The sequence below is a fragment of the uncultured Limimaricola sp. genome, from assembly GCF_964022235.1.
GTDB lineage: Bacteria > Pseudomonadota > Alphaproteobacteria > Rhodobacterales > Rhodobacteraceae > Limimaricola.
This window is the reverse complement of sequence record NZ_CAXHZL010000018.1, coordinates 1-18,196: the sequence shown is the minus strand read 5'-3', so window position 1 is coordinate 18,196 and position 18,196 is coordinate 1. Positions and strand designations below refer to the sequence as shown.

At 64.2% G+C, this 18,196-nt stretch carries 20 protein-coding genes; 9 read left to right on the top strand and 11 right to left on the bottom strand.

Annotated elements, in window-relative coordinates:
- Positions 1 to 4: 4 nt before the first annotated feature.
- The 7 genes from AADJ02_RS17450 to hemJ form a co-directional block, all read right to left on the bottom strand.
- Positions 5 to 886, bottom strand: a complete 882-nt coding sequence (locus AADJ02_RS17450; protein WP_341214281.1) for a ParB/RepB/Spo0J family partition protein — start codon at positions 884 to 886, stop codon at positions 5 to 7.
- Between the two features lie 8 nt (positions 887 to 894).
- Complete coding sequence (locus tag AADJ02_RS17445) at positions 895 to 1,677, bottom strand: ParA family protein (protein WP_341214280.1); 783 nt, start codon at positions 1,675 to 1,677, stop codon at positions 895 to 897.
- Positions 1,670 to 2,296 carry a 16S rRNA (guanine(527)-N(7))-methyltransferase RsmG gene (rsmG, locus tag AADJ02_RS17440; protein ID WP_341214279.1) on the bottom strand — a complete coding sequence of 209 codons (627 nt, stop codon included), beginning with the start codon at positions 2,294 to 2,296 and terminating at the stop codon, positions 1,670 to 1,672. Before rsmG ends, AADJ02_RS17445 begins: the two co-directional genes overlap by 8 nt.
- Complete coding sequence (gene mnmG, locus AADJ02_RS17435) at positions 2,296 to 4,161, bottom strand: tRNA uridine-5-carboxymethylaminomethyl(34) synthesis enzyme MnmG (RefSeq protein ID WP_341214278.1); 1,866 nt, start codon at positions 4,159 to 4,161, stop codon at positions 2,296 to 2,298. The genes rsmG and mnmG overlap by 1 nt, the downstream gene beginning before the upstream one ends.
- Positions 4,162 to 4,164: 3 nt before the next feature.
- Positions 4,165 to 5,448, bottom strand: a complete 1,284-nt coding sequence (gene mnmE / locus AADJ02_RS17430) for a tRNA uridine-5-carboxymethylaminomethyl(34) synthesis GTPase MnmE (protein WP_341214311.1) — start codon at positions 5,446 to 5,448, stop codon at positions 4,165 to 4,167.
- Between the two features lie 22 nt (positions 5,449 to 5,470).
- The gene (gene rho / locus AADJ02_RS17425) at positions 5,471 to 6,745 is read right to left on the bottom strand and encodes a transcription termination factor Rho (protein WP_341214277.1); all 1,275 of its coding nucleotides are present in this window, start codon (positions 6,743 to 6,745) and stop codon (positions 5,471 to 5,473) included.
- Positions 6,746 to 6,890: 145 nt separating this feature from the next.
- Positions 6,891 to 7,340, bottom strand: coding sequence for a protoporphyrinogen oxidase HemJ (gene hemJ / locus AADJ02_RS17420; protein WP_341214276.1), 450 nt, complete (start codon positions 7,338 to 7,340; stop codon positions 6,891 to 6,893).
- Between the two features lie 418 nt (positions 7,341 to 7,758).
- Here hemJ and AADJ02_RS17415 point away from each other — a divergent pair, with 418 nt between their 5' ends.
- Genes AADJ02_RS17415 through dnaQ form a run of 4 tightly spaced genes read left to right on the top strand, consistent with a single transcriptional unit; the run spans position 7,759 to position 10,454 of the window.
- Entirely contained in the window at positions 7,759 to 8,358 is a 600-nt protein-coding gene (locus tag AADJ02_RS17415; protein WP_341214275.1) for a nucleoside triphosphate pyrophosphatase, read from the top strand.
- Positions 8,355 to 9,185 carry a shikimate dehydrogenase gene (locus tag AADJ02_RS17410; RefSeq protein ID WP_341214274.1) on the top strand — a complete coding sequence of 277 codons (831 nt, stop codon included), beginning with the start codon at positions 8,355 to 8,357 and terminating at the stop codon, positions 9,183 to 9,185. Before AADJ02_RS17415 ends, AADJ02_RS17410 begins: the two co-directional genes overlap by 4 nt.
- Positions 9,182 to 9,775, top strand: a complete 594-nt coding sequence (gene coaE, locus AADJ02_RS17405; RefSeq protein ID WP_341214273.1) for a dephospho-CoA kinase — start codon at positions 9,182 to 9,184, stop codon at positions 9,773 to 9,775. The genes AADJ02_RS17410 and coaE overlap by 4 nt, the downstream gene beginning before the upstream one ends.
- Entirely contained in the window at positions 9,768 to 10,454 is a 687-nt protein-coding gene (gene dnaQ, locus AADJ02_RS17400; protein WP_341214272.1) for a DNA polymerase III subunit epsilon, read from the top strand. Before coaE ends, dnaQ begins: the two co-directional genes overlap by 8 nt.
- 3 nt (positions 10,455 to 10,457) lie before the next feature.
- On the opposite strand, the gene secB is transcribed toward dnaQ, so the two are convergent.
- Together secB and AADJ02_RS17390 are read right to left on the bottom strand one after the other, a co-directional pair.
- Positions 10,458 to 11,003, bottom strand: coding sequence for a protein-export chaperone SecB (gene secB / locus AADJ02_RS17395; protein WP_341214271.1), 546 nt, complete (start codon positions 11,001 to 11,003; stop codon positions 10,458 to 10,460).
- Positions 11,004 to 11,056: 53 nt separating this feature from the next.
- On the bottom strand, positions 11,057 to 11,536 hold the full coding sequence (locus tag AADJ02_RS17390) for an FxsA family protein (protein ID WP_341214270.1): 480 nt from the start codon (positions 11,534 to 11,536) through the stop codon (positions 11,057 to 11,059).
- A gap of 138 nt (positions 11,537 to 11,674) precedes the next feature.
- Here AADJ02_RS17390 and AADJ02_RS17385 point away from each other — a divergent pair, with 138 nt between their 5' ends.
- Genes AADJ02_RS17385 through AADJ02_RS17375 form a run of 3 tightly spaced genes read left to right on the top strand, consistent with a single transcriptional unit; the run spans position 11,675 to position 13,967 of the window.
- On the top strand, positions 11,675 to 12,334 hold the full coding sequence (locus AADJ02_RS17385; RefSeq protein WP_341214269.1) for a Tim44/TimA family putative adaptor protein: 660 nt from the start codon (positions 11,675 to 11,677) through the stop codon (positions 12,332 to 12,334).
- Positions 12,331 to 13,362 carry a murein transglycosylase A gene (locus tag AADJ02_RS17380; protein WP_341214268.1) on the top strand — a complete coding sequence of 344 codons (1,032 nt, stop codon included), beginning with the start codon at positions 12,331 to 12,333 and terminating at the stop codon, positions 13,360 to 13,362. Before AADJ02_RS17385 ends, AADJ02_RS17380 begins: the two co-directional genes overlap by 4 nt.
- Positions 13,362 to 13,967: a Smr/MutS family protein gene (locus AADJ02_RS17375; protein WP_341214267.1), complete on the top strand. Its 606-nt coding sequence runs from the start codon at positions 13,362 to 13,364 to the stop codon at positions 13,965 to 13,967. The genes AADJ02_RS17380 and AADJ02_RS17375 overlap by 1 nt, the downstream gene beginning before the upstream one ends.
- On the opposite strand, the gene AADJ02_RS17370 is transcribed toward AADJ02_RS17375, so the two are convergent.
- Positions 13,964 to 15,211 carry an MFS transporter gene (locus AADJ02_RS17370; RefSeq protein WP_341214266.1) on the bottom strand — a complete coding sequence of 416 codons (1,248 nt, stop codon included), beginning with the start codon at positions 15,209 to 15,211 and terminating at the stop codon, positions 13,964 to 13,966. The two genes, AADJ02_RS17375 and AADJ02_RS17370, sit on opposite strands and share 4 nt — an antisense overlap.
- 120 nt (positions 15,212 to 15,331) lie before the next feature.
- Between AADJ02_RS17370 and AADJ02_RS17365 the strand changes: the two genes are divergently transcribed.
- Positions 15,332 to 16,270 carry a diacylglycerol kinase family protein gene (locus tag AADJ02_RS17365; protein ID WP_341214265.1) on the top strand — a complete coding sequence of 313 codons (939 nt, stop codon included), beginning with the start codon at positions 15,332 to 15,334 and terminating at the stop codon, positions 16,268 to 16,270.
- Positions 16,267 to 17,055, top strand: coding sequence for a metallophosphoesterase (locus AADJ02_RS17360; RefSeq protein WP_341214264.1), 789 nt, complete (start codon positions 16,267 to 16,269; stop codon positions 17,053 to 17,055). Before AADJ02_RS17365 ends, AADJ02_RS17360 begins: the two co-directional genes overlap by 4 nt.
- Here the strand turns inward: AADJ02_RS17360 and hslU are convergent.
- Positions 17,052 to 18,196, bottom strand: a 1,145-nt coding sequence (gene hslU / locus AADJ02_RS17355) for an ATP-dependent protease ATPase subunit HslU (RefSeq protein WP_341214263.1), incomplete at its 5' end; no start/stop codon positions are given. The genes AADJ02_RS17360 and hslU overlap by 4 nt on opposite strands.

Here is an 18,196-nt window from a genome sequence, read left to right as displayed (position 1 = left end):
TGGCTCAGGCTCCGGAAAGTAGTCTCAACAGATCATCGAGTTGCTCAAGGTCACGGTATTTCAACGTGACCTTGCCACCTTCGCCCTGCGCATCGTGGTCGATGCTCACCGGCATTTTCAGAGTTGCTGCGATATCGCTTTCGATCTGAATGGTGTCGGCATCCTTGGAAGACTTGCGTGCCGCTCTCGGGCTCGGAATTTTGCCCGGCTTGCGCACGAGAGACTCCGCGTCGCGAACCGACATGCCCTTGAGCAAAATCTGTCGCGCAAGGCTGGAGGCATGTTCATTGCCGACCAAGGTCCGCGCATGCCCCGCCGTCAGCTGGCCCGAGGTGAGCATGTCCTGCACGTCGTCAGGCAATGACAGGAGCCGCATGAGGTTGGCGATATGGCTCCGGCTTTTGCCGAGAGCGCTTGCCAGCTGCTCCTGAGTGTGACCGAAGCGGTCCATCAACTGCCTGTATCCGGCGGCCTCGTCGATCGCGTTGAGATCGGCGCGTTGGATGTTCTCGATGATTGCGACTTCGAGAACTTCGGTGTCGCTGTATTCGCGGATGAGCACGGGCAGTTCGTGCAGGTTTGCCAGCTGGGACGCCCGCCAGCGGCGCTCACCCGCGACGATCTCGAAGTAGCCTTCGCGGTTGGGGTCACGCCGGACGATCAGCGGCTGGATGACACCCTTTTCGCGGATCGAGGACGCCAGTTCGTTCAGCGCGGTTTCGTCGAAATGGCGCCGGGGCTGATCCGGGTTAGGACGGATATTCTCGATCGGAACCATCATGTCGGGGCGCCTCGCCTGCTCTGCGGTGCTTTGATCGTGGGTCACGTCGGCCATGAGAGCCGAAAGCCCCCTGCCCAGACCGCGCGCTTTTTGCTTTTCAACCATGTCCGACTTCACCCCTCCCGTTGGATCACTTCTGCGGCCAGATCGAGATAGGCCTTTGTTCCCGCACAGGCGGGGTCATAGTCGAGGACCGGCATCGCATGAGACGGTGCCTCGCTCAACCTAACATTGCGCGGGATCACTGTCGTGAACACCAGATCGCCCAATGTTTGGCGAGCGTCGGCTTCTACTTGCTGCGAGAGGTTGTTGCGCCGATCGTACATGGTCAGGACGATCCCCTCGATACGCAGTCCTTCGTTCGCGGAACCGCGCACTTCACGGAGCGTCAGCATGAGTTGTGACAGACCTTCGAGCGCGAAGAACTCGCTTTGGAGCGGCACGATGACGGACCCGGCCGCGACCATGGCGTTGATGGTAAGAAGATTGAGCGCGGGCGGGCAATCGATAAGGACATAGTGATAACCGTCCCGATCCCGAAGTAGTTCATCGAGCCGCTTTTTGAGGGTTCGGCTTCGATCGCTTGAGGCCATGAGATCGACGTCTGCGGAACTGAGGTCCGTGGTTGCGGGAATGATGTCGAGACCGTAAACCTGCGTGCCGTGGATGCCATCGCTGGCAGGATCGCTGCCGAGCAATAGATCATAGGTCGTTGAGCGGCGATCACCTCTTGCCAGACCAAGACCCGTCGAGGCGTTGCCTTGCGGATCCATATCGATCAGCAGCACCTTGCGTCCTGCTTTGGCCAAGGCTGCGCCGAGGTTGATCGCGGTCGTGGTCTTTCCGACGCCGCCCTTTTGGTTCGCCAATGCGATAATGCGGCAGGTGTCAGACATGGTGCAGATCACTTATGAGCAGGATACGCGCGGCGTCATCGGTAAGGCTGACGAAGCGTTCGACTTCGAACGACCAGCTCTTTTTGGCCTCGATGATCTCTTCGTCATGATTTCGGCCTTTCATGAACAGGCCGCGTCCGTTTGGGCCGAGATGGCGTGATGTATGCCCCAACAGCAATTTCAATGACCCCAGTGCTCGGGCGCTGACGACATCAGCATTCAACGGTTTGAGGTCTTCGGAGCGACTGGCATGGACTTTAACGTTAAGCTCAAGTGTTCTCGCTGCAGTACGTAGAAATGCGGCCTTTCGCTGATCGCTCTCAATCAGTTGAAAGCTGACCTCGGGCGATTTTTCTTTGGCGACGATCGCGAGAACAATGCCCGGGAGCCCTCCGCCGGACCCGATATCGGTCCAGTTGGCCTTGGTTTTGGGGAGAAAGTGACTCAATTGGAGGCTGTCGAGGATGTGGCGTTGCTCGAGATGTTCGAGGTCGCTTCGCGAGACTAGATTGATGGCCGGCGACCACTTTCTCACGAGCTCAGAATAGCTCGCCAACTTCTCAGCTGTTTCACGTGAAACATCAGCCGCAGTCAAAGCTCGATCAGCTGTAGCCGTCATCAAGCAGCCGCCCGGCGACTGGCGCCCATCAGCAACAACAGGCCCGCGGCAGTCATCCCTTCGATCCGCCCAGCTTCGCCGATGGAGCGCGGACGCCTGCTTTCAAGCTTGCTACGCAGCTCCGTCGACAATCCGGGGATCTCCGAATAGTTGAGATCAGCGGGCAACAGGCGACCCTCGTCGCGCCGGATCGATTCCGCGTCACGATCCTGGCGCTGCAAGTAGGCGGCGTAGGTCGCTTCGCTCTTCAGCTGAACGGCCGTCACCGGATCGATCTGTGAAAGTGTCTCATCGATGTCCAAGAGCATACCAAAGTCGACCTCGGTCAATGCGAGCGCTTCCAAACCAGTCTTGGCGCGACGATCCGGATTCAACTTCGCCCCACGCTTTGCCAGTTCAGCGGTCGCGAACTTCCTGCTTTCGAGCAAAGACTGCCCCGCCTGCAGCCGATCCATCTTCGCCTGAAACAGGCTCCAGCGCATGTCATCAATACAGCCCGCGGCGCGCCCCGCCTCGGTCAAGCGCTGGTCCGCGTTATCAGCTCTGAGGGACAGCCGGAACTCGGCTCGCGAGGTGAACATGCGATAAGGCTCCGTCACACCCCGGGTGATCAAATCATCGATCATAACCCCGATATAGGAACTGGTACGACTGAAGGAGATAGGTTCGCGCTGCAGGACAGCGGCGGCGGCGGCGGCACCCGCAGCGCAGCCCTGTGCACCCGCCTCTTCATAGCCGGTAGTGCCGTTGATCTGACCAGCCAGATATAGTCCAGGAACCTCCTTGAGTTCCAAGCTCGCGTTAAGAGCGCGCGGATCAATGAAGTCATACTCAATCGCGTAACCCGGCTGCTCGATCTCGACATTCTCCAACCCGAGCATGCTCCGGATAAAGCTTTCCTGGACGTCAAGCGGCAGCGAGGTGGAGATGCCGTTCGGATACACCGTATCTGTATCAAGCCCTTCAGGCTCAAGAAATACCTGATGGCTTTCCTTCTCCGCAAAGCGCACGACTTTGTCTTCGATCGAAGGGCAATAGCGAGGTCCGGAACCGGTGATATTGCCGCTATGCATCGCAGACTTTGCAAGGTTCGCTCGGATGATCTCGTGAGCGGCCTCGTTCGTATGCGTAATGGCGCAAGAGATCTGACGCGCCTGCGGCCGATCATTCAAGAACGAAAGCATCACCGGGTCATCGTCACCCGGTTGTAGTTCGAGCCGAGACCAGTCGATCGTGCGCCCGTTCAGTCGCGCAGGTGTTCCGGTTTTCAGCCGACCCATCTGCATACCGAAGTTCATGATGCGATCAGCCAGCCGGTTAGACGCATCGTCTCCCATACGCCCCCCGGCCCGGGTTTCTGCGCCGAAGTGGAGGATCCCCCGCAAGAAGGTACCCGTCGTGAGCACGACTGCTCCCGCCCGGATCCGCGTCCCGTCCTGCAGGTCGACTCCGCTAATCCGCCCGCTCTCTTGAACGAGATCGAATACTTCGCCTTCGATGATATCCAGCAGCTCGATCTGTGCGAGTTGGCGTTGCATCTCGTTCTGGTACAGTTTTCGATCGGCTTGAAGCCTCGGTCCTTGGACCGCCGGTCCTTTCTTGCGGTTCAAGAGGCGGAATTGGATGCCAGCGGCATCGGCCACACGACCCATCAGCCCGTCGAGAGCGTCGATTTCCCGGACCAGATGTCCTTTGCCCAGGCCACCGATGGCCGGATTGCATGACATGACGCCGATGGTCGCGGCTTTCATCGTAATCAACGCCGTGCGCGCGCCCATTCGGCTGGCGATTGCGGCGGCTTCGACGCCGGCATGGCCTCCGCCCACCACGATGATATCGTAGGTCTCATGTTTCACGTGAAACACCCCCTATTTGCCGATGCAGAAGCTCGAAAATATTTCGCCCAGGATATCTTCCACATCAACCCGACCGACCAGAGTGTCAAGCGCCCTGACCGCAAGCCGAAGCTCCTCAGCGGCTAGATCAAGAGTTTCGCTCATACCACTTACAAGCGCCAAACACCGATCCAAGTGATCGATGCCTGCGCTGAGAGCTTCGCGGTGACGCTCCCGAATGGCGACCCCGGCACCAAGTGTCCGTGCCGCCAAACGCTCGGAAATTTCCGTAAGGAGGCGATCGACCCCCTCCCCGGTCAGTCCAGAAACGCCTTCTATATCAATATCATAACGATCAGACCGTCCAACGCGAACGATATCGTTCGGACCCTGAGCAGTTTGAGAGAAATCCTCGGGGAGAACCAGATGAACCCTGACATCCGCGTCCTTGGCCCGCTGTCGCGCCCGAGCGATGCCGATCGCCTCCACTGCATCTGTCGATTCTCTGAGACCAGCAGTATCTAGAAGCGTTACAGGCAGTCCCTTGAGATCCATGCGAACCTCGATCACGTCTCGGGTCGTTCCCGGAACGTCCGAAATGATCGCCGCCTCGCGCCCGGCAAGGTGGTTGAGCAGCGTCGACTTGCCCATGTTCGGCGCACCGATGATAGCAACCTCGAAGCCGTCCCTGATCCGTTCAGCCGCGCTGACACCATCCATTTCGGTCTGCATGGCCTGCTGACACCGTCGAAGCGTCGCGGTCACCTCCGGCGTGACATCGACCGGCACATCTTCGTCGGCAAAGTCGATCACGGCCTCCAGCAGCGCCATGGCCCGAAGCAGATCGCGCTTCCAGAGGTCGGCCTTCTGGCCAAGCCCGCCCGCCATCACGCGCATCGCTTGCCGGCGCTGCGCTTCGGTCTCGGCATCGACGAGATCCGCAAGTCCCTCGACTTGCGAGAGATCGAGCCGACCGCTCTCCAACGCCTGTCGGGTGAACTCGCCAGCCTGTGCCATCCGAAGTTCCGGGGCGTCGGCAAGCTCTTTCAATACGACATCGATCACGGCTCGGCTGCCATGCAGATGCAGCTCCACAACCCGGGCGCCCGTAAAGCTGCGTCCCTCGGCAAAGGTCAGGACCAGCGCTTCGTCCAGCACCTCCCCTGCCGCATCTCGCACGAGCCGAAGGCCACGCCCATGTTCAGGAAGCGGTCCAGTCAACCGCTCGGCCGCAGCATGGGCCATTGGCCCCGAAATGCGGATCACGGCGACGCCTGCGCGCCCCCGTGCCGTCGCCAGGGCATAGATCGTATCCATGGCCATGCCTCGCGCTCTTGCGTCAGGTGTTCATGGAATCGAAGAAATCCGTGTTGGTCTTGGTCTGCTTGAGCTTCGAGATCAGGAACTCGATCGCATCCGTGGTACCCATGGGGTTGAGGATGCGGCGCAGAACATAGGTCTTCTGAAGGTCGATCTTCTCGACCAGCAGCTCTTCCTTGCGGGTGCCGGACTTGAGGATGTCCATCGCCGGGAAGACGCGCTTGTCGGCCACCTTGCGGTCGAGCACGATCTCGGAGTTGCCGGTGCCCTTGAATTCTTCGAAGATCACCTCGTCCATGCGGCTGCCGGTGTCGATCAGAGCGGTGGCGATGATGGTGAGCGAGCCACCTTCTTCGATGTTGCGAGCCGCACCGAAGAACCGCTTGGGGCGCTGCAGCGCGTTGGCGTCGACGCCACCGGTCAGCACCTTGCCCGAGGATGGCACGGTGGTGTTGAAGGCACGACCCAATCGCGTGATCGAATCGAGCAGGATCACCACGTCGCGCTTGTGCTCGACGAGGCGCTTGGCCTTCTCGATCACCATCTCGGACACCGCCACGTGCCGCGTCGCTGGCTCGTCGAAGGTCGAGGAGACGACCTCGCCCTTCACGCTGCGCTGCATGTCGGTGACCTCCTCGGGCCGCTCGTCGATGAGCAGCACGATGAGATAGCACTCGGGGTGGTTCTTCTCGATCGAGTTGGCGATGTTCTGCAGCAGCACGGTCTTGCCGGTGCGCGGCGGCGCCACGATGAGCGAACGCTGGCCCTTGCCGATCGGCGAGACGAGATCGATGATCCGCGCCGAGCGATCCTTGGTGGCGGCCTCGTTCTCGACCTCCATCTTCAGGCGCTCATCGGGATAAAGCGGCGTCAGGTTCTCGAAGGCGACCTTGTGACGTGCCCGCTCGGGATCCTCGAAGTTGATCTTCTCGACGCTGCGCAGCGCGAAATACCGCTCGGTCTCGTTCGGCTCGGCGATCACCCCTTCGACGGTGTCGCCGGTGCTTAGGCTGAACTGGCGGATCATGTCGGGGGACACATAGATGTCGTCGGGGCCGGGAAGGTAGTTGGCCTCGGGGCTACGCAGGAAGCCGAAGCCGTCTTGCAGCACCTCGAGCACGCCATCGCCACCGATGACCCAGTCTTCCTCGGCCCGCTCCTTGAGGATGGCGAACATCATGTCGCCCTTGCGCATCGTCGAGGCGTTCTCGATCTCCAGCTCTTCAGCCAGCGAGAGAAGATCCTTCGGGCTTTGCGCCTTGAGGTCGGCGAGGTTCAGGCGGTCCTGGGACATGCAACGATCCTGCGGCGACCCTCGGGCCGCTCTTGTCAGTCGTGAAAATGGAATCGCTTCGCCCGGACGGGCAAGCGCGAGAAGTCTTAGGCGTGGATAAGTCGCGCGTCAACGCCGCTGAGCGGGATGCCCCGCGACGCGCGCCTCAGAACGGCCGCACCACCACCGCCACCACGATCACCAAAAGCAGCAGCGTCGGCACCTCGTTGGCGATGCGGTAGCTGCGGCCGGTGCGGGTGTTGGTCCCGGCCGCAAACTCCTTGAGGCGCTTCGACAGCCACCCGTGCATCCCCGTCATCGCCAGCACTGCCGCCACCTTGATCCAGGGCCAGCCCTGCGACCAGTCGACGACCCCGGTGGAGATCAGCAGCCCCCCGAAGAGCCATGTCGAGATCATCGCCGGGGTCATGATCAGCTTGAGCAGCTTGCGCTCCATGATCTGGAACGTCGTATCGAGATCCGAGCCCTTCTTGGCCCGCTCCGCGTGGTAGACGAAGAGCCGTGGCAGATAGAACATTCCGGCCATCCACGCCACGAAGGACAGGATGTGTCCCGTCTTTATCCACGGATAGGCGCTGGCGAAGAATTCGGTCATCTCGATCCCTTTCTCGGACCGGCTCCTTCTCAAATGAATAAGGATAAAAGAAAAGATGATGAGGGTAGTAGGGCAGTGGATAAGCGGCAGTTGATGCCCTGTCCCCAGAGTCGTCCACAGGCTAGGTGGACTCGGCGAGGCTGCGGAACGACTCGGCTACATCGGTTAAGTATATATACTTAAGTGAAAAAAATTTACGACTTGCCGCCCTTCCGGCCCGAGTCGCAATCTTGACTCGGGTATTTGCCCACAATTGCCCCCAGCGACCCTCTTGTCCTCGTCCCCCGTGGATAACTCGCTGAGTCGCACGGGCGACTCACCCGGGTTGTCCCGAGTCCCGACAGGGGTCACAACTCTCCACCGAGTCGTCCTTATGATTCGATCCCGATTCCTCCCTAGATTCGTCCACAGGCCAGCCATGACCCAAACGCTCGTTCTCGCCTCCGGCTCGGAGATCCGCGCCAGCCTTCTCAAGGGGGCCGCGATCCCGTTCGAGATCGAGAAGGCCCGCATTGATGAGGCGGCGCTGAAGGCGGCCCTTCTGGCCGAAGGCGCGCCGCCGCGCGATCTCGCCGACAAGCTCGCGGAGATGAAGGCCCTCAAGGTCGCGGCCCGCCGCCCCGGCGCCTTGGTGCTGGGCTGCGATCAGGTTCTGGCGCTCGGCGGAGAGGTCTTTTCCAAGCCCGAAAGCCCCGAGGTCGCGCTCGATCAACTCATGCGCCTGTCCGGTCGCACGCACCAGCTTTTGTCCGCCGCGGTCGTTTGCCTCGACGGGGAGCCGATCTGGCGTCACGTCGGTGTGGTTCGGCTCGACATGGCCAAGTGCTCGGAGGATTACCTGCGCGATTACGTCGATCGCAACTGGGACTCGATCCGCCATTCGGTTGGTGGCTACAAGCTCGAGGAAGAGGGCGTGCGCCTCTTCGTGCGGGTTATGGGCGATTATTTCACGGTGCTGGGCCTGCCCTTGGTCGAATTGATCAACTGGCTGGTTCTAAGGGGAGATCTGCAACGATGAGCGCGCATCGCATTCCACTGGCCGGGGTCATCGGCGCCCCGATCGCCCACTCCCGCTCGCCCCGACTCTTTGCGCATTGGCTCGGTGCCATGGGGATCGCGGGGCATTACATACCGCTGCACATCGAGCCTGCCGATTTTGCGCAGGCCGTGCGCGCCCTGCCCCGCATGGGGTTTCGCGGCATCAATGTGACGCTGCCGCACAAGCTCGCGGCGTTCGAGATCGCCGATCATATCGGCGACCGCGCGCGCCGCATCGGTGCGGCCAACACGCTGACCTTCCGCGAGGACGGCATTCATGCCGACAACACCGACGGTTATGGCTTTGTCGAGAACCTGCGGCAATCGGCACCGGGCTGGTCCGCCGCCGATGGCCCGGCGGTAGTGCTGGGTGCGGGTGGTGCCGCGCGCGCCGTGCTCGATGCGCTGATCGACGCCGGCGCGCCCGAAATCCGTCTTACCAACCGCACCCGCGCCCGCGCCGAGGCGTTGGCCGACGCCTTCGGGCCGAAAATCCGCGTGATCGACTGGTCCGAGGCGCCTGAGGCCCTCGCCGGCACGGCCACGGTCGTCAACACCACCTCGCTGGGCATGGATGGCGCGGACCCGTTCGATCTCGACCTTTCCACCCTGCCCCGCGCGGCGCTGGTGACCGATCTCGTTTACACGCCGCTCGACACGCCGATGCTGATCGCGGCGCGGGCGCGGGGCTGCCGCACGGTCGACGGGCTTGGCATGCTGCTGCATCAGGCGGTGCCGGGGTTCGAACGCTGGTTCGGGGCAACGCCCGAGGTCACGGAGGCGACGCGCGCGGCGGTGCTGGGATGAGCTTTCGCCTCGGCCTCACCGGCTCCATTGGCATGGGAAAATCGACGACGGCCACGATGTTTGCGGACGCGGGCCTGCCGGTCTGGGACGCGGACGCCGCCGTGCATCGGCTCTATGGCCCAGGCGGTGCGGCGGTCGGGCCGATGGGCGCGGCGTTCCCCGAGGCGATCGTGGATGGCGCGGTCTCGCGTGACCGGCTCAAGGCGATCATCGCCAGCGACGCTACGGCCCTGCCCCGCATCGAGGCCATCGTGCACCCCTTGGTGCAGGCCGACCGCGAGGCCTTTGTCGCCGCGCAGACCTCCGACATCGTGGTGCTCGACGTGCCTTTGCTGTTCGAGACCGGTGGTGAGACGCAGATGGACGCGGTGGTCGTGGTCAGCGCGCCGCTCGAGGTGCAGGTGGCGCGCGTGCTCGCCCGGCCCGGCATGACGCGTGCGCAATTGGACAGGATCCTCGCGCGGCAGATGCCGGATGTTGAGAAACGCGCCCGTGCCGATTACCTGATCGAGACGGTGACCCTCGACGCGGCCCGCGCCGCCGTGCGAGATGTCATCGACCGGATCAGGAGGCAGATGCGCGATGCGTGAGATCGTTCTCGACACCGAAACCACCGGATTCGAGCCTGCCGACGGCGATCGCATCGTCGAGATTGGCGCGGTCGAGCTGCAAGGTCACATGCCTACGGGCCGCACCTACCACCAATATATCAACCCCGAACGCTCCATGCCCAAAGGCGCCTTCGAGGTGCACGGGCTGGGCGACGAGTTTCTACGCGACAAGCCGAAGTTCGCGGCCATCGCCCAGGACTTCCTCGATTTCATCGGTGACGCGCGTCTGGTGATCCACAACGCCGCTTTCGACATGAAATTCCTCAATGCCGAGCTGGGCTGGGTCAACAAGCCGAAGATTCCGATGGATCGCGCGCTCGACACCTTGGCCATCGCGCGCAAGCGGTTCCCCGGCTCGCCCGCCTCGCTCGACGCGCTGTGCCGCCGCTTTGGCATCGACAACGGCGCGCGCACGCTGCACGGCGCGCTCTTGGACAGCGAAATCCTCGCCGAGGTCTATCTGGAATTGATCGGCGGGCGGCAGCCCGACTTCGCGCTCAAGGTGGCGCAGGGTCGTGGCGGTGAGGCGGAGGCCGATTGGCGTCCGCGCCCGCGCCCGGCCCCCCTGCCGCAGCGCACCACCGCAGAGGAGGCCGCCGCCCATGCCGAATTCATCGGCAAGCTGGGCGACGGCGCGCTTTGGAAGCGGTTCAGCTAGGCCTTACGCGGTGCCCGACGGGCCCGGCTCGGCCTCTGCGGCCTTCTGGGCCTGCTGCGCCTGGGCGCGACGCTGAAGCTCGTTGCGATAAAGCTGCAGGAAATCGATCTGCTCGAGGTTCAGCGGCGGGAAGCCGCCGTCGCGCGTCACGTCCGAGACGATCCGGCGTAGGTAGGGAAAGGTCATGCGCGGGCATTCGATCAGCAGATAGGGGTGCAGCTGATCGTCCGGCACGCCGGAGATCTGGAACACGCCCGCATACTCGAGTTCGAACAGGAACAGCGGCTCGCCCGATTCCTTGGCCTTCGAGGTGATGTTGAGCTTGGTGATCACCTCGTACTGGCCCTCGGCCCCACGCTTGCGGGCGTCGAGGTTGACCTGCACCGAAACCTCGGGCTGCAGATCGCCGGTGAGGCCCTTCTGCGCCAGCGCGTTTTCGAAGGACATGTCGCGGATGTACTGCGCGACGATGCGCTGCGTCACCTTGGGCTGCTGCGCGGCCTGGTCGTTGGTCTGGGGTGCCGCGGGGGCGTCTGGCGTATCGGTCATGAAGTTCCTCCGGTGTCAGTTGGACGAATGTCTAGCAGCCCCGTGCCCCCCCCTCAATGGCGGGTCCAGCCCGAGGGATGCGTGGGCGCACGGCCCTCTCCCAGCTCCTGAAACTCGCCGTCGATCACCGTGTCGCGCGGCGCCTGCGGACCGCGCGGCGGCTGCGGACCCATCTCGAAGCTGGCGACCTTCACCTTGTCCTTGAGCATCCGGAACACCCGCGACCGCACTGCCGGCACCAAAAGCGCAAAGCCGCAGGCATCGGTGAAAAACCCCGGCGTCAGCAGCAAGGCCCCCGCGAACAGGATCATCGCCCCGTCGGCTAGCGGGCGCGACGGATCGGACAGCTCGGACATGGAACGCTTGAGCCGATCGATCGCAAGAAGCCCCTGACTGCGTACCAAGGCGGTGCCGGCGATCGCGGTCAGAACCACGATCAGCAGCGTCGGCCAGAGCCCGATCAGCCCGCCGATCTGGATGAAAAGGCCGATCTCGATCAGCGGCACGGCGAGGAAAGCGATGAAGAGCCACATGGGCGGTCTCCCGAAGGTCTGTGATCGTCCCGCCCCGCGACGATCTGCATCGGGGCGTTGGTGGACTTGAAGGTTCGCGTGGCTTACATAGGTGCCACATGGGTCCGGTGCGAGGCCCGTGCTGACAAGAGGCCCCGAATGAACTCTCCCATCATCCAGCTTCTGGTGCTCGCAGGCATCGCGATATTTCTGATCCTGCGGCTGCGCGGTGTGCTGGGCACGCGCGAGGGATTCGAAAAGCCGACCCTTCCTGCGCAGGCTGAAAAGCGCCGTCCCCGCCCCGAGTTCGAGGTGATCGAAGGCGGCCCGGATCGCGATATCACCGATCATGTGCCCGAAGGCAGCGACACCGCCAAGGCGCTCTACGCGATGAAGGCCGCCGACAGCTCGTTCAACCTTAGCGAGTTCCTGCAAGGGGCTCGTGGCGCCTATGAGATGATCCTCATGGCCTTCGAGAACGGCGATCTCGAAAGCGTGAAGCCGTTTCTGTCCGACGATGTGCACGAGGCCTTCGCCGAGGTGATCGCCGCGCGCGAGCGCGAAGGGCTCAAGGTCGAGGCGACCTTCGTGGGTCTGGGCGAGATCACGGTGCGCGACGCCAGCTTCGAGCCGGCCACTCGCGAAGGCGAGATCGCAGTGCGCTTTACCGGTGAGCTGACCTACGTGGTGCGCAACATTGCGGGCGAGATCGTCGAAGGCTCGACCTCCGAGATCAAGCGTCAGCGCGATGTCTGGACCTTCGGCCGCGTCATGGGCAACGACGATCCCAACTGGAAACTGGTGGCGACCGGGGAATGATCCGACGCGCGGCGGCACTGGCCTTGGCCCTAGGGCTGCCGCTCGTCGCCTCGGCGAGCCCCAAGCTGCTCGGGTTCGAGCAACTCAGCGGCTGGGCCGAGGATGACCACCGCGCCGCGCTCGACACCTTTCTCGAAACTTGCCGCGACCTGCGGGATCGCGACTGGAAGGCGCTGTGCGCTCTGGCCCGCGACACCGAGGACGCCCGCGCATTCTTCGAGCTGTTCTTTCTACCGGTGCAGATCGAGGACGGGCGCGAGGCGCTGTTTACCGGCTATTACGAGCCCGAACTGCGCGGCTCCGAGGTGCCCGACGGGCGCCACGTCGCGCCGGTCTACCGTGTGCCCGACGATCTGCCTTCCGAGGGGCCGTGGCTGACCCGGCAGGAGATCGATCAGGGTGGCGCGCTGTCCGGCCGTGGGCTCGAGATCGCCTATGTCGATCCGGTCGAGCTGTTCTTTCTGCAGATCCAGGGCTCCGGCCGGGTGCGGCTTCCGGGCGGCAAGGTGATCCGGCTCGGCTATGGCGCGGCCAACCGCCAGCCCTATTCCTCGATCGGTCAGGAGCTTGTGGCGCGCGGCGTCTACGAGCCGCATCAGGTCTCGGCCGACGTGATCCGCTCCTGGGTGCGGCGCAACCCGAACGACGGGCGCGAGCTGCTCTGGACCAACCGTTCTTACGTGTTCTTTCGCGAGGTGAACGAGGTGCCGCCCGAGCGTGGCCCTCTGGGGGCGATGAACCGCTCGATCACGCCGCTGCGCACGGTGGCGATCGATCCCGCCTATGTGCCGCTCGGCGCGCCGGTCTGGATCGAAACCGAGGGCGAAGACCGGTTTCGCCGCCTGATGGTGGCGCAGGACACCGGCTCCGCGATCAAGGGGGCCCAGCGCGCCGATATCTTCTTTGGCACCGGGCGCATGGCGGGCAAACGCGCGGGCCGGACCCGTGACACGGGGCGGCTGGTGGTGTTGCTGCCGATCCAGCGCGCTTGGGACATGTTGCCGCAGACGCTGGCCGACCCGGCCTGATGGCGCGCAGGCCCCGGCATCTGTCGCCCGAAGAGCGGGCGCTGTGGGACAGCGTCGCGCGCCAGGCCGCGCCGATGCACCGGCGGCGTGCGGCGCAATCCACACATGTATCCGCGCCCAAACAGCCCGCCCCCGAAGAGGCCAACCCGCCCGCGCGCTTCGATCCCCTGCCCCGGTTCCACGTGGGCCAGAAGGCCGACGCCGCGCGCCCCGATGACCTGTTGCCGGGTCTGCGCGACCGGCTGCGCGCGGCCCCCGTGGCGATGGATGCCAAGGCGCATGGCCGCATGACGCGCGGCAAGCTCAAGCCCGAGGCGCGGATCGATCTGCACGGCATGACGCTGGCCGAGGCGCATCCCGAACTCGTGGCCTTCATCCTGTCCTCCCAGGCCATGGGCCGTCGCCTCGTTCTTGTGATCACGGGCAAGGGCCGTGCGCGCGACTATGACGCGCCGATGCCGGTGCGCTATGGAGTGCTGCGTCATCAGGTACCGCAGTGGTTGGCGCTTTCGCCGCTCAAACAGGCGGTGCTGCAGATCACCCCGGCGCATATCCGTCATGGCGGCGAAGGGGCCTACTACGTCTATCTGCGCCGCGCCCGCTAGGCCGCGCGTGCCACTGTGGCAGCGTTGGGCAGCAGGCCCGCCGCCCGCCGCACGGCAAGGGTGGAGACAAGGCCCGCCAGACCCAGATAGGCCGCGATGCCCAGCATCTGATCCGGAAAATCGATGCCGTGGTCGATCAGCAGCCCGCTGATTCCCGGTCCCACCGCCGAGCCGAACACCATCACCGCTGCTGCTGCCGACTTGATCGCGCCGATATGGCGCGTGCCATAGAACTCTGCCCAGAAGGCACCTGGCAGCACCGCCTGCGCCCCTGTGCCGATCCCCAGCACCGCGAGGCCCAGCCCCGCCATGCCCAGCCCGTCAGCCTGTGACAGCACCAGAAAGGCCAACGTCCAAGGAACCATGAGGAACGGCATCAGCCGCGCCGTCCCGAACCGGTCGAGCGCGGCCCCGGTGACGAAGTTGGCGGCGATGGTCAGGGCGGTGAACAGCGGCATCAGCGCCACCCATTGCCCGAGGCTCCATGGCTTCACCTCGGCCAGATGCACCTGCTGAAAGAACAGCGCCGTGCCCCACGCCGGCGGGCCGAGCAGCGCCGGGACCATCAGCCAGAACAGCCAATGCGTCACCGCGCCGTTGCGGGTCCAGTGGCGGCCCGCCATGCCCCAGGACTGGCTCTCATGTGCGATGCTCTGCGGTGTTCGCTCCTGCCGCAGGAGCCGCAGCGCCAGCGGCATGGCCAGAAACGACAGCACGGCGGCGACGAGCCAGAGCAAGCGCCAGTCGGCCCATGCCAGACCTGCCACGAAAAGCGCGGGCAGCACCGCCTGGCCCAGCGCCACGCCCATCGAGGCCACCGACAGCGCCTTGCCCCGCCCGGCGGCGAACCAGCGCGCCATTGCGACGACCGAGATATGGATCATCATCCCCTGCACCGCAAAGCGCAGCACGAAGATCACCGGCACCAGCGCCCATGCCCAGCCACCCGGCAGCACCGCCATGCCAAGGCAGCCGAGGCCGAGAACCGCCATCGCCGCGGGACCGAGACGCCGCGCGCGAAACCGGTCGGTCAGCCCGCCCGCCCAGATCATCACCAGCGCCGAGAGCGTGGTGCCCAGCGTATAGATCCCACCCCATGCGCCGTGGCTCAGCCCGAAATCCTCGCGGATCTCACCCGCGAAGATCGAGATGAAGAAGGTCTGGCCAAAGGAGGAGCCGAAGCTCAGCAGCGCCCCGGCGGCAAGGAAGGACGCGTTGTCGTGCACGAAACGCACAAAGCTCATGGTGGACCGCCTTTCAGCGCCTTGGGGCAGCATGGAGAGCCACGGCGAAGTCCGTGCGGTTCGAAACCTTCCCCGACTCCAAGCGTTTGTCGGGCGAACCCTTCAAGGAGTCCACCGGACATGTCCGAACCGATCGCTGCCCGACCCGCCCAGGACCGGGCCGGCATCCGCGTGATCTGCAACGATCACTCGGGCCGCAATAGCCGCGAGGCCGAGGCCATCGATCTGGCCATGAAGGTGCTCGGCCCCGAGGCGGAGTTGTGCCACGTGAAGGGCAGCGACATCGCCGAAACCGCGCGAGCGGCCGTGCGCGAGGGGTATGGCACCGTGGTGGCCGCGGGCGGCGACGGCACGATCATGGCCGTGGCTTCGGCGCTCAACGGCTCGGACTGCGCGCTGGGCGTGCTGCCCTTGGGCACCTTCAACTTCTTTGCGCGCGGTTACGGCATCCCCGAAGACCCCGAGGGTGCCGCTCGCGTCATCGCCGCCGGACATTCGCAATCCATCGATCTGGGTGCGGTGAACGGGCGGCTCTTTCTCAACAACGCCAGCATCGGGGTCTATCCCGCGATCCTCAAGGAGCGTGAAACCGTCTATCGCCGCTGGGGCCGCCGCCGCATCGCGGCGCATTGGTCGGTGCTCAAGACATTCTGGCGTTTTCGCAGACCGCTCAAGGTCGAGATCGAGGTCGAAGGCCAGCGCCGCCGCTTTCGCACGCCCCTCGTCTTTGCCGCCCGCTCGGCGTTCCAGCTCGAACATTTCGGCCTTCAGGGGGCCGATTGCATACGTAACGGCGGGTTTTCGGTCTTCGTGACGCCCGATGTGGGCCGTATGGGGCTGCTGTCGGATGCGCTGCGTCTTGCGGTCAAACAGATGCGGCTGGGCGAGGATTTCGAACTGATCTGCGCCGACCGTCTGGTGATCCACACCAAGCGTCAGCGCCAGCTCGTCGCCTGCGATGGTGAGAAATTTCTCATGGAGGGACCGCTCGAGTTCACCATGGTCCGCGACGCGTTTCGCATCATTGCCCCGGCAGCTCCCGACGAGTCGGCGGCATGAGGCGTGTGCTGCATATTTCGGACCTGCATTTCGGTCGCACCCGCGAGGATCTGCTCGAGCCGTTGATCGAGACGATCAACCGGCTTGCCCCCGACGTGGTGGCGTTTTCGGGAGATCTGACGCAGCGCGCCCGCGAATGCCAGTTCGCTCAGGCCGCTGCCTTCATCGCGCAACTCGACATGCCGGTGCTTACCGTACCGGGCAACCACGACACGCCGATCGACAATCCGTGGCTGCGCTTCGTCAAACCGTTCCACCGCTACCGCAGCTTGATCAACGAAGAGCTGGAGCCCGAGTTTCTCGACGAGGAACTGGCGTTGGTCGGGGTCAACACCGTGAACCGGTTTGCCTGGCAGTCGGGCAAGATAAGCTCGCGCACCATTCGTCGGGTCTGCAACGCCTTCGAAGGCGCGGTCGACGGGCGTACGCATCTGGCGATGATGCATCACCCGCTCGAGCACGACCCCGGCACGGAAAAGCGGCTGATGCGCGGCGCGCGGGCCGCGGTTGCCTGTCTGGGCCGCTGCGGCGCCGATGTGGTGCTCTCGGGGCATCTGCACAACGCCGCCGTGGCACCGCTGACGGCTGCGCCGGGCGTGCTTCTGGTGCAGGCGGGCACCGGGCTGTCGTCGCGGCTGCGCGAGGAGACCAACAACTTCAACCTGCTCCATATCGAGCCGGACATGATCAAGGTGGAGCGATACGGGGCCGAGAACCAGCCCCGTTTCAAGGTCATCCAGACCGCCCGCTTTGCAAAGGCCAAGGGGGTCTGGCGCGAGATCTAGAGCACGTAGCGCGACAGGTCGGTCGACCGCGACAGCTCGCCCAAGTGCTCTTCGACAAAGGCCTCGTCGACCTCGATGCTCTCACCCGCGCGGTCGGGCGCGGTAAAGCTCAGCTCCTCGAACACGCGCTCAAGCACGGTATAGAGCCTGCGCGCGCCGATATTCTCGACGGCGGTGTTCACCTCAGCCGCGATCCGCGCCAGCGCCGCGATACCGCCTTTGGTGAATTCGACCGTGACCTTCTCGGTGCCCATCAGCGCCGCGTATTGCCGCGTCAGCGCGTTGTCGGTCTCGGTCAGGATGCGCACGAAGTCCTCTTCGGTGAGCGCGCGCAGCTCGACCCGGATCGGCAGGCGGCCCTGAAGCTCGGGCAGCAGGTCCGAAGGCTTGGCCACGTGGAACGCTCCGCTCGCGATGAACAGGATGTGGTCGGTGCGGATCGGCCCGTGCTTGGTCGAGACGGTCGTGCCCTCGATCAGCGGCAGCAGGTCGCGCTGCACGCCCTCGCGGCTCACGTCGGCGCCACGCGCATCGGCGCGGGCGCAGACCTTGTCGATCTCGTCGAGGAACACGATACCGTTCTGCTCGACGTTCTCGACCGCGGCCTTGGTCACGGTCTCGTCGTCGAGAAGCTTGTCGGCCTCGTCGGCGATCAGCAGCGCGTAGCTTTCGGCCACCGTGACCCGCTTCTTGACCTTGCGGCCGCCCATGGCCTTGCCGAAGAGATCGCCCAAATTCATCATGCCGCCGGGCTGGCCGGGGATGTCCATGCCCTGCATCGGGTTCGAGGTGTCGGTCACCTCGATCTCGATCATCGTGGCGTCGAGTTCGCCATCCTTCAGCTTGCGCCGGAACATCTCGCGGGTCTGGTCGCGCGCATCGGTGCCGGCGATGGCCGAGATGACGCGCGCCTCGGCGGCCTCGTGCGCCTTGGCCTTTACATCTTCGCGCATCTGCTCGCGGGTCTGGAAGATCGCCGCTTCTACCAGATCGCGAATGATTTGCTCCACGTCGCGGCCAACATAGCCCACTTCGGTGAACTTCGTCGCCTCGACCTTGAGGAAGGGCGCCTGCGCCAGCTTGGCGAGGCGGCGCGAGATCTCGGTCTTGCCGACGCCGGTGGGTCCGATCATCAGGATGT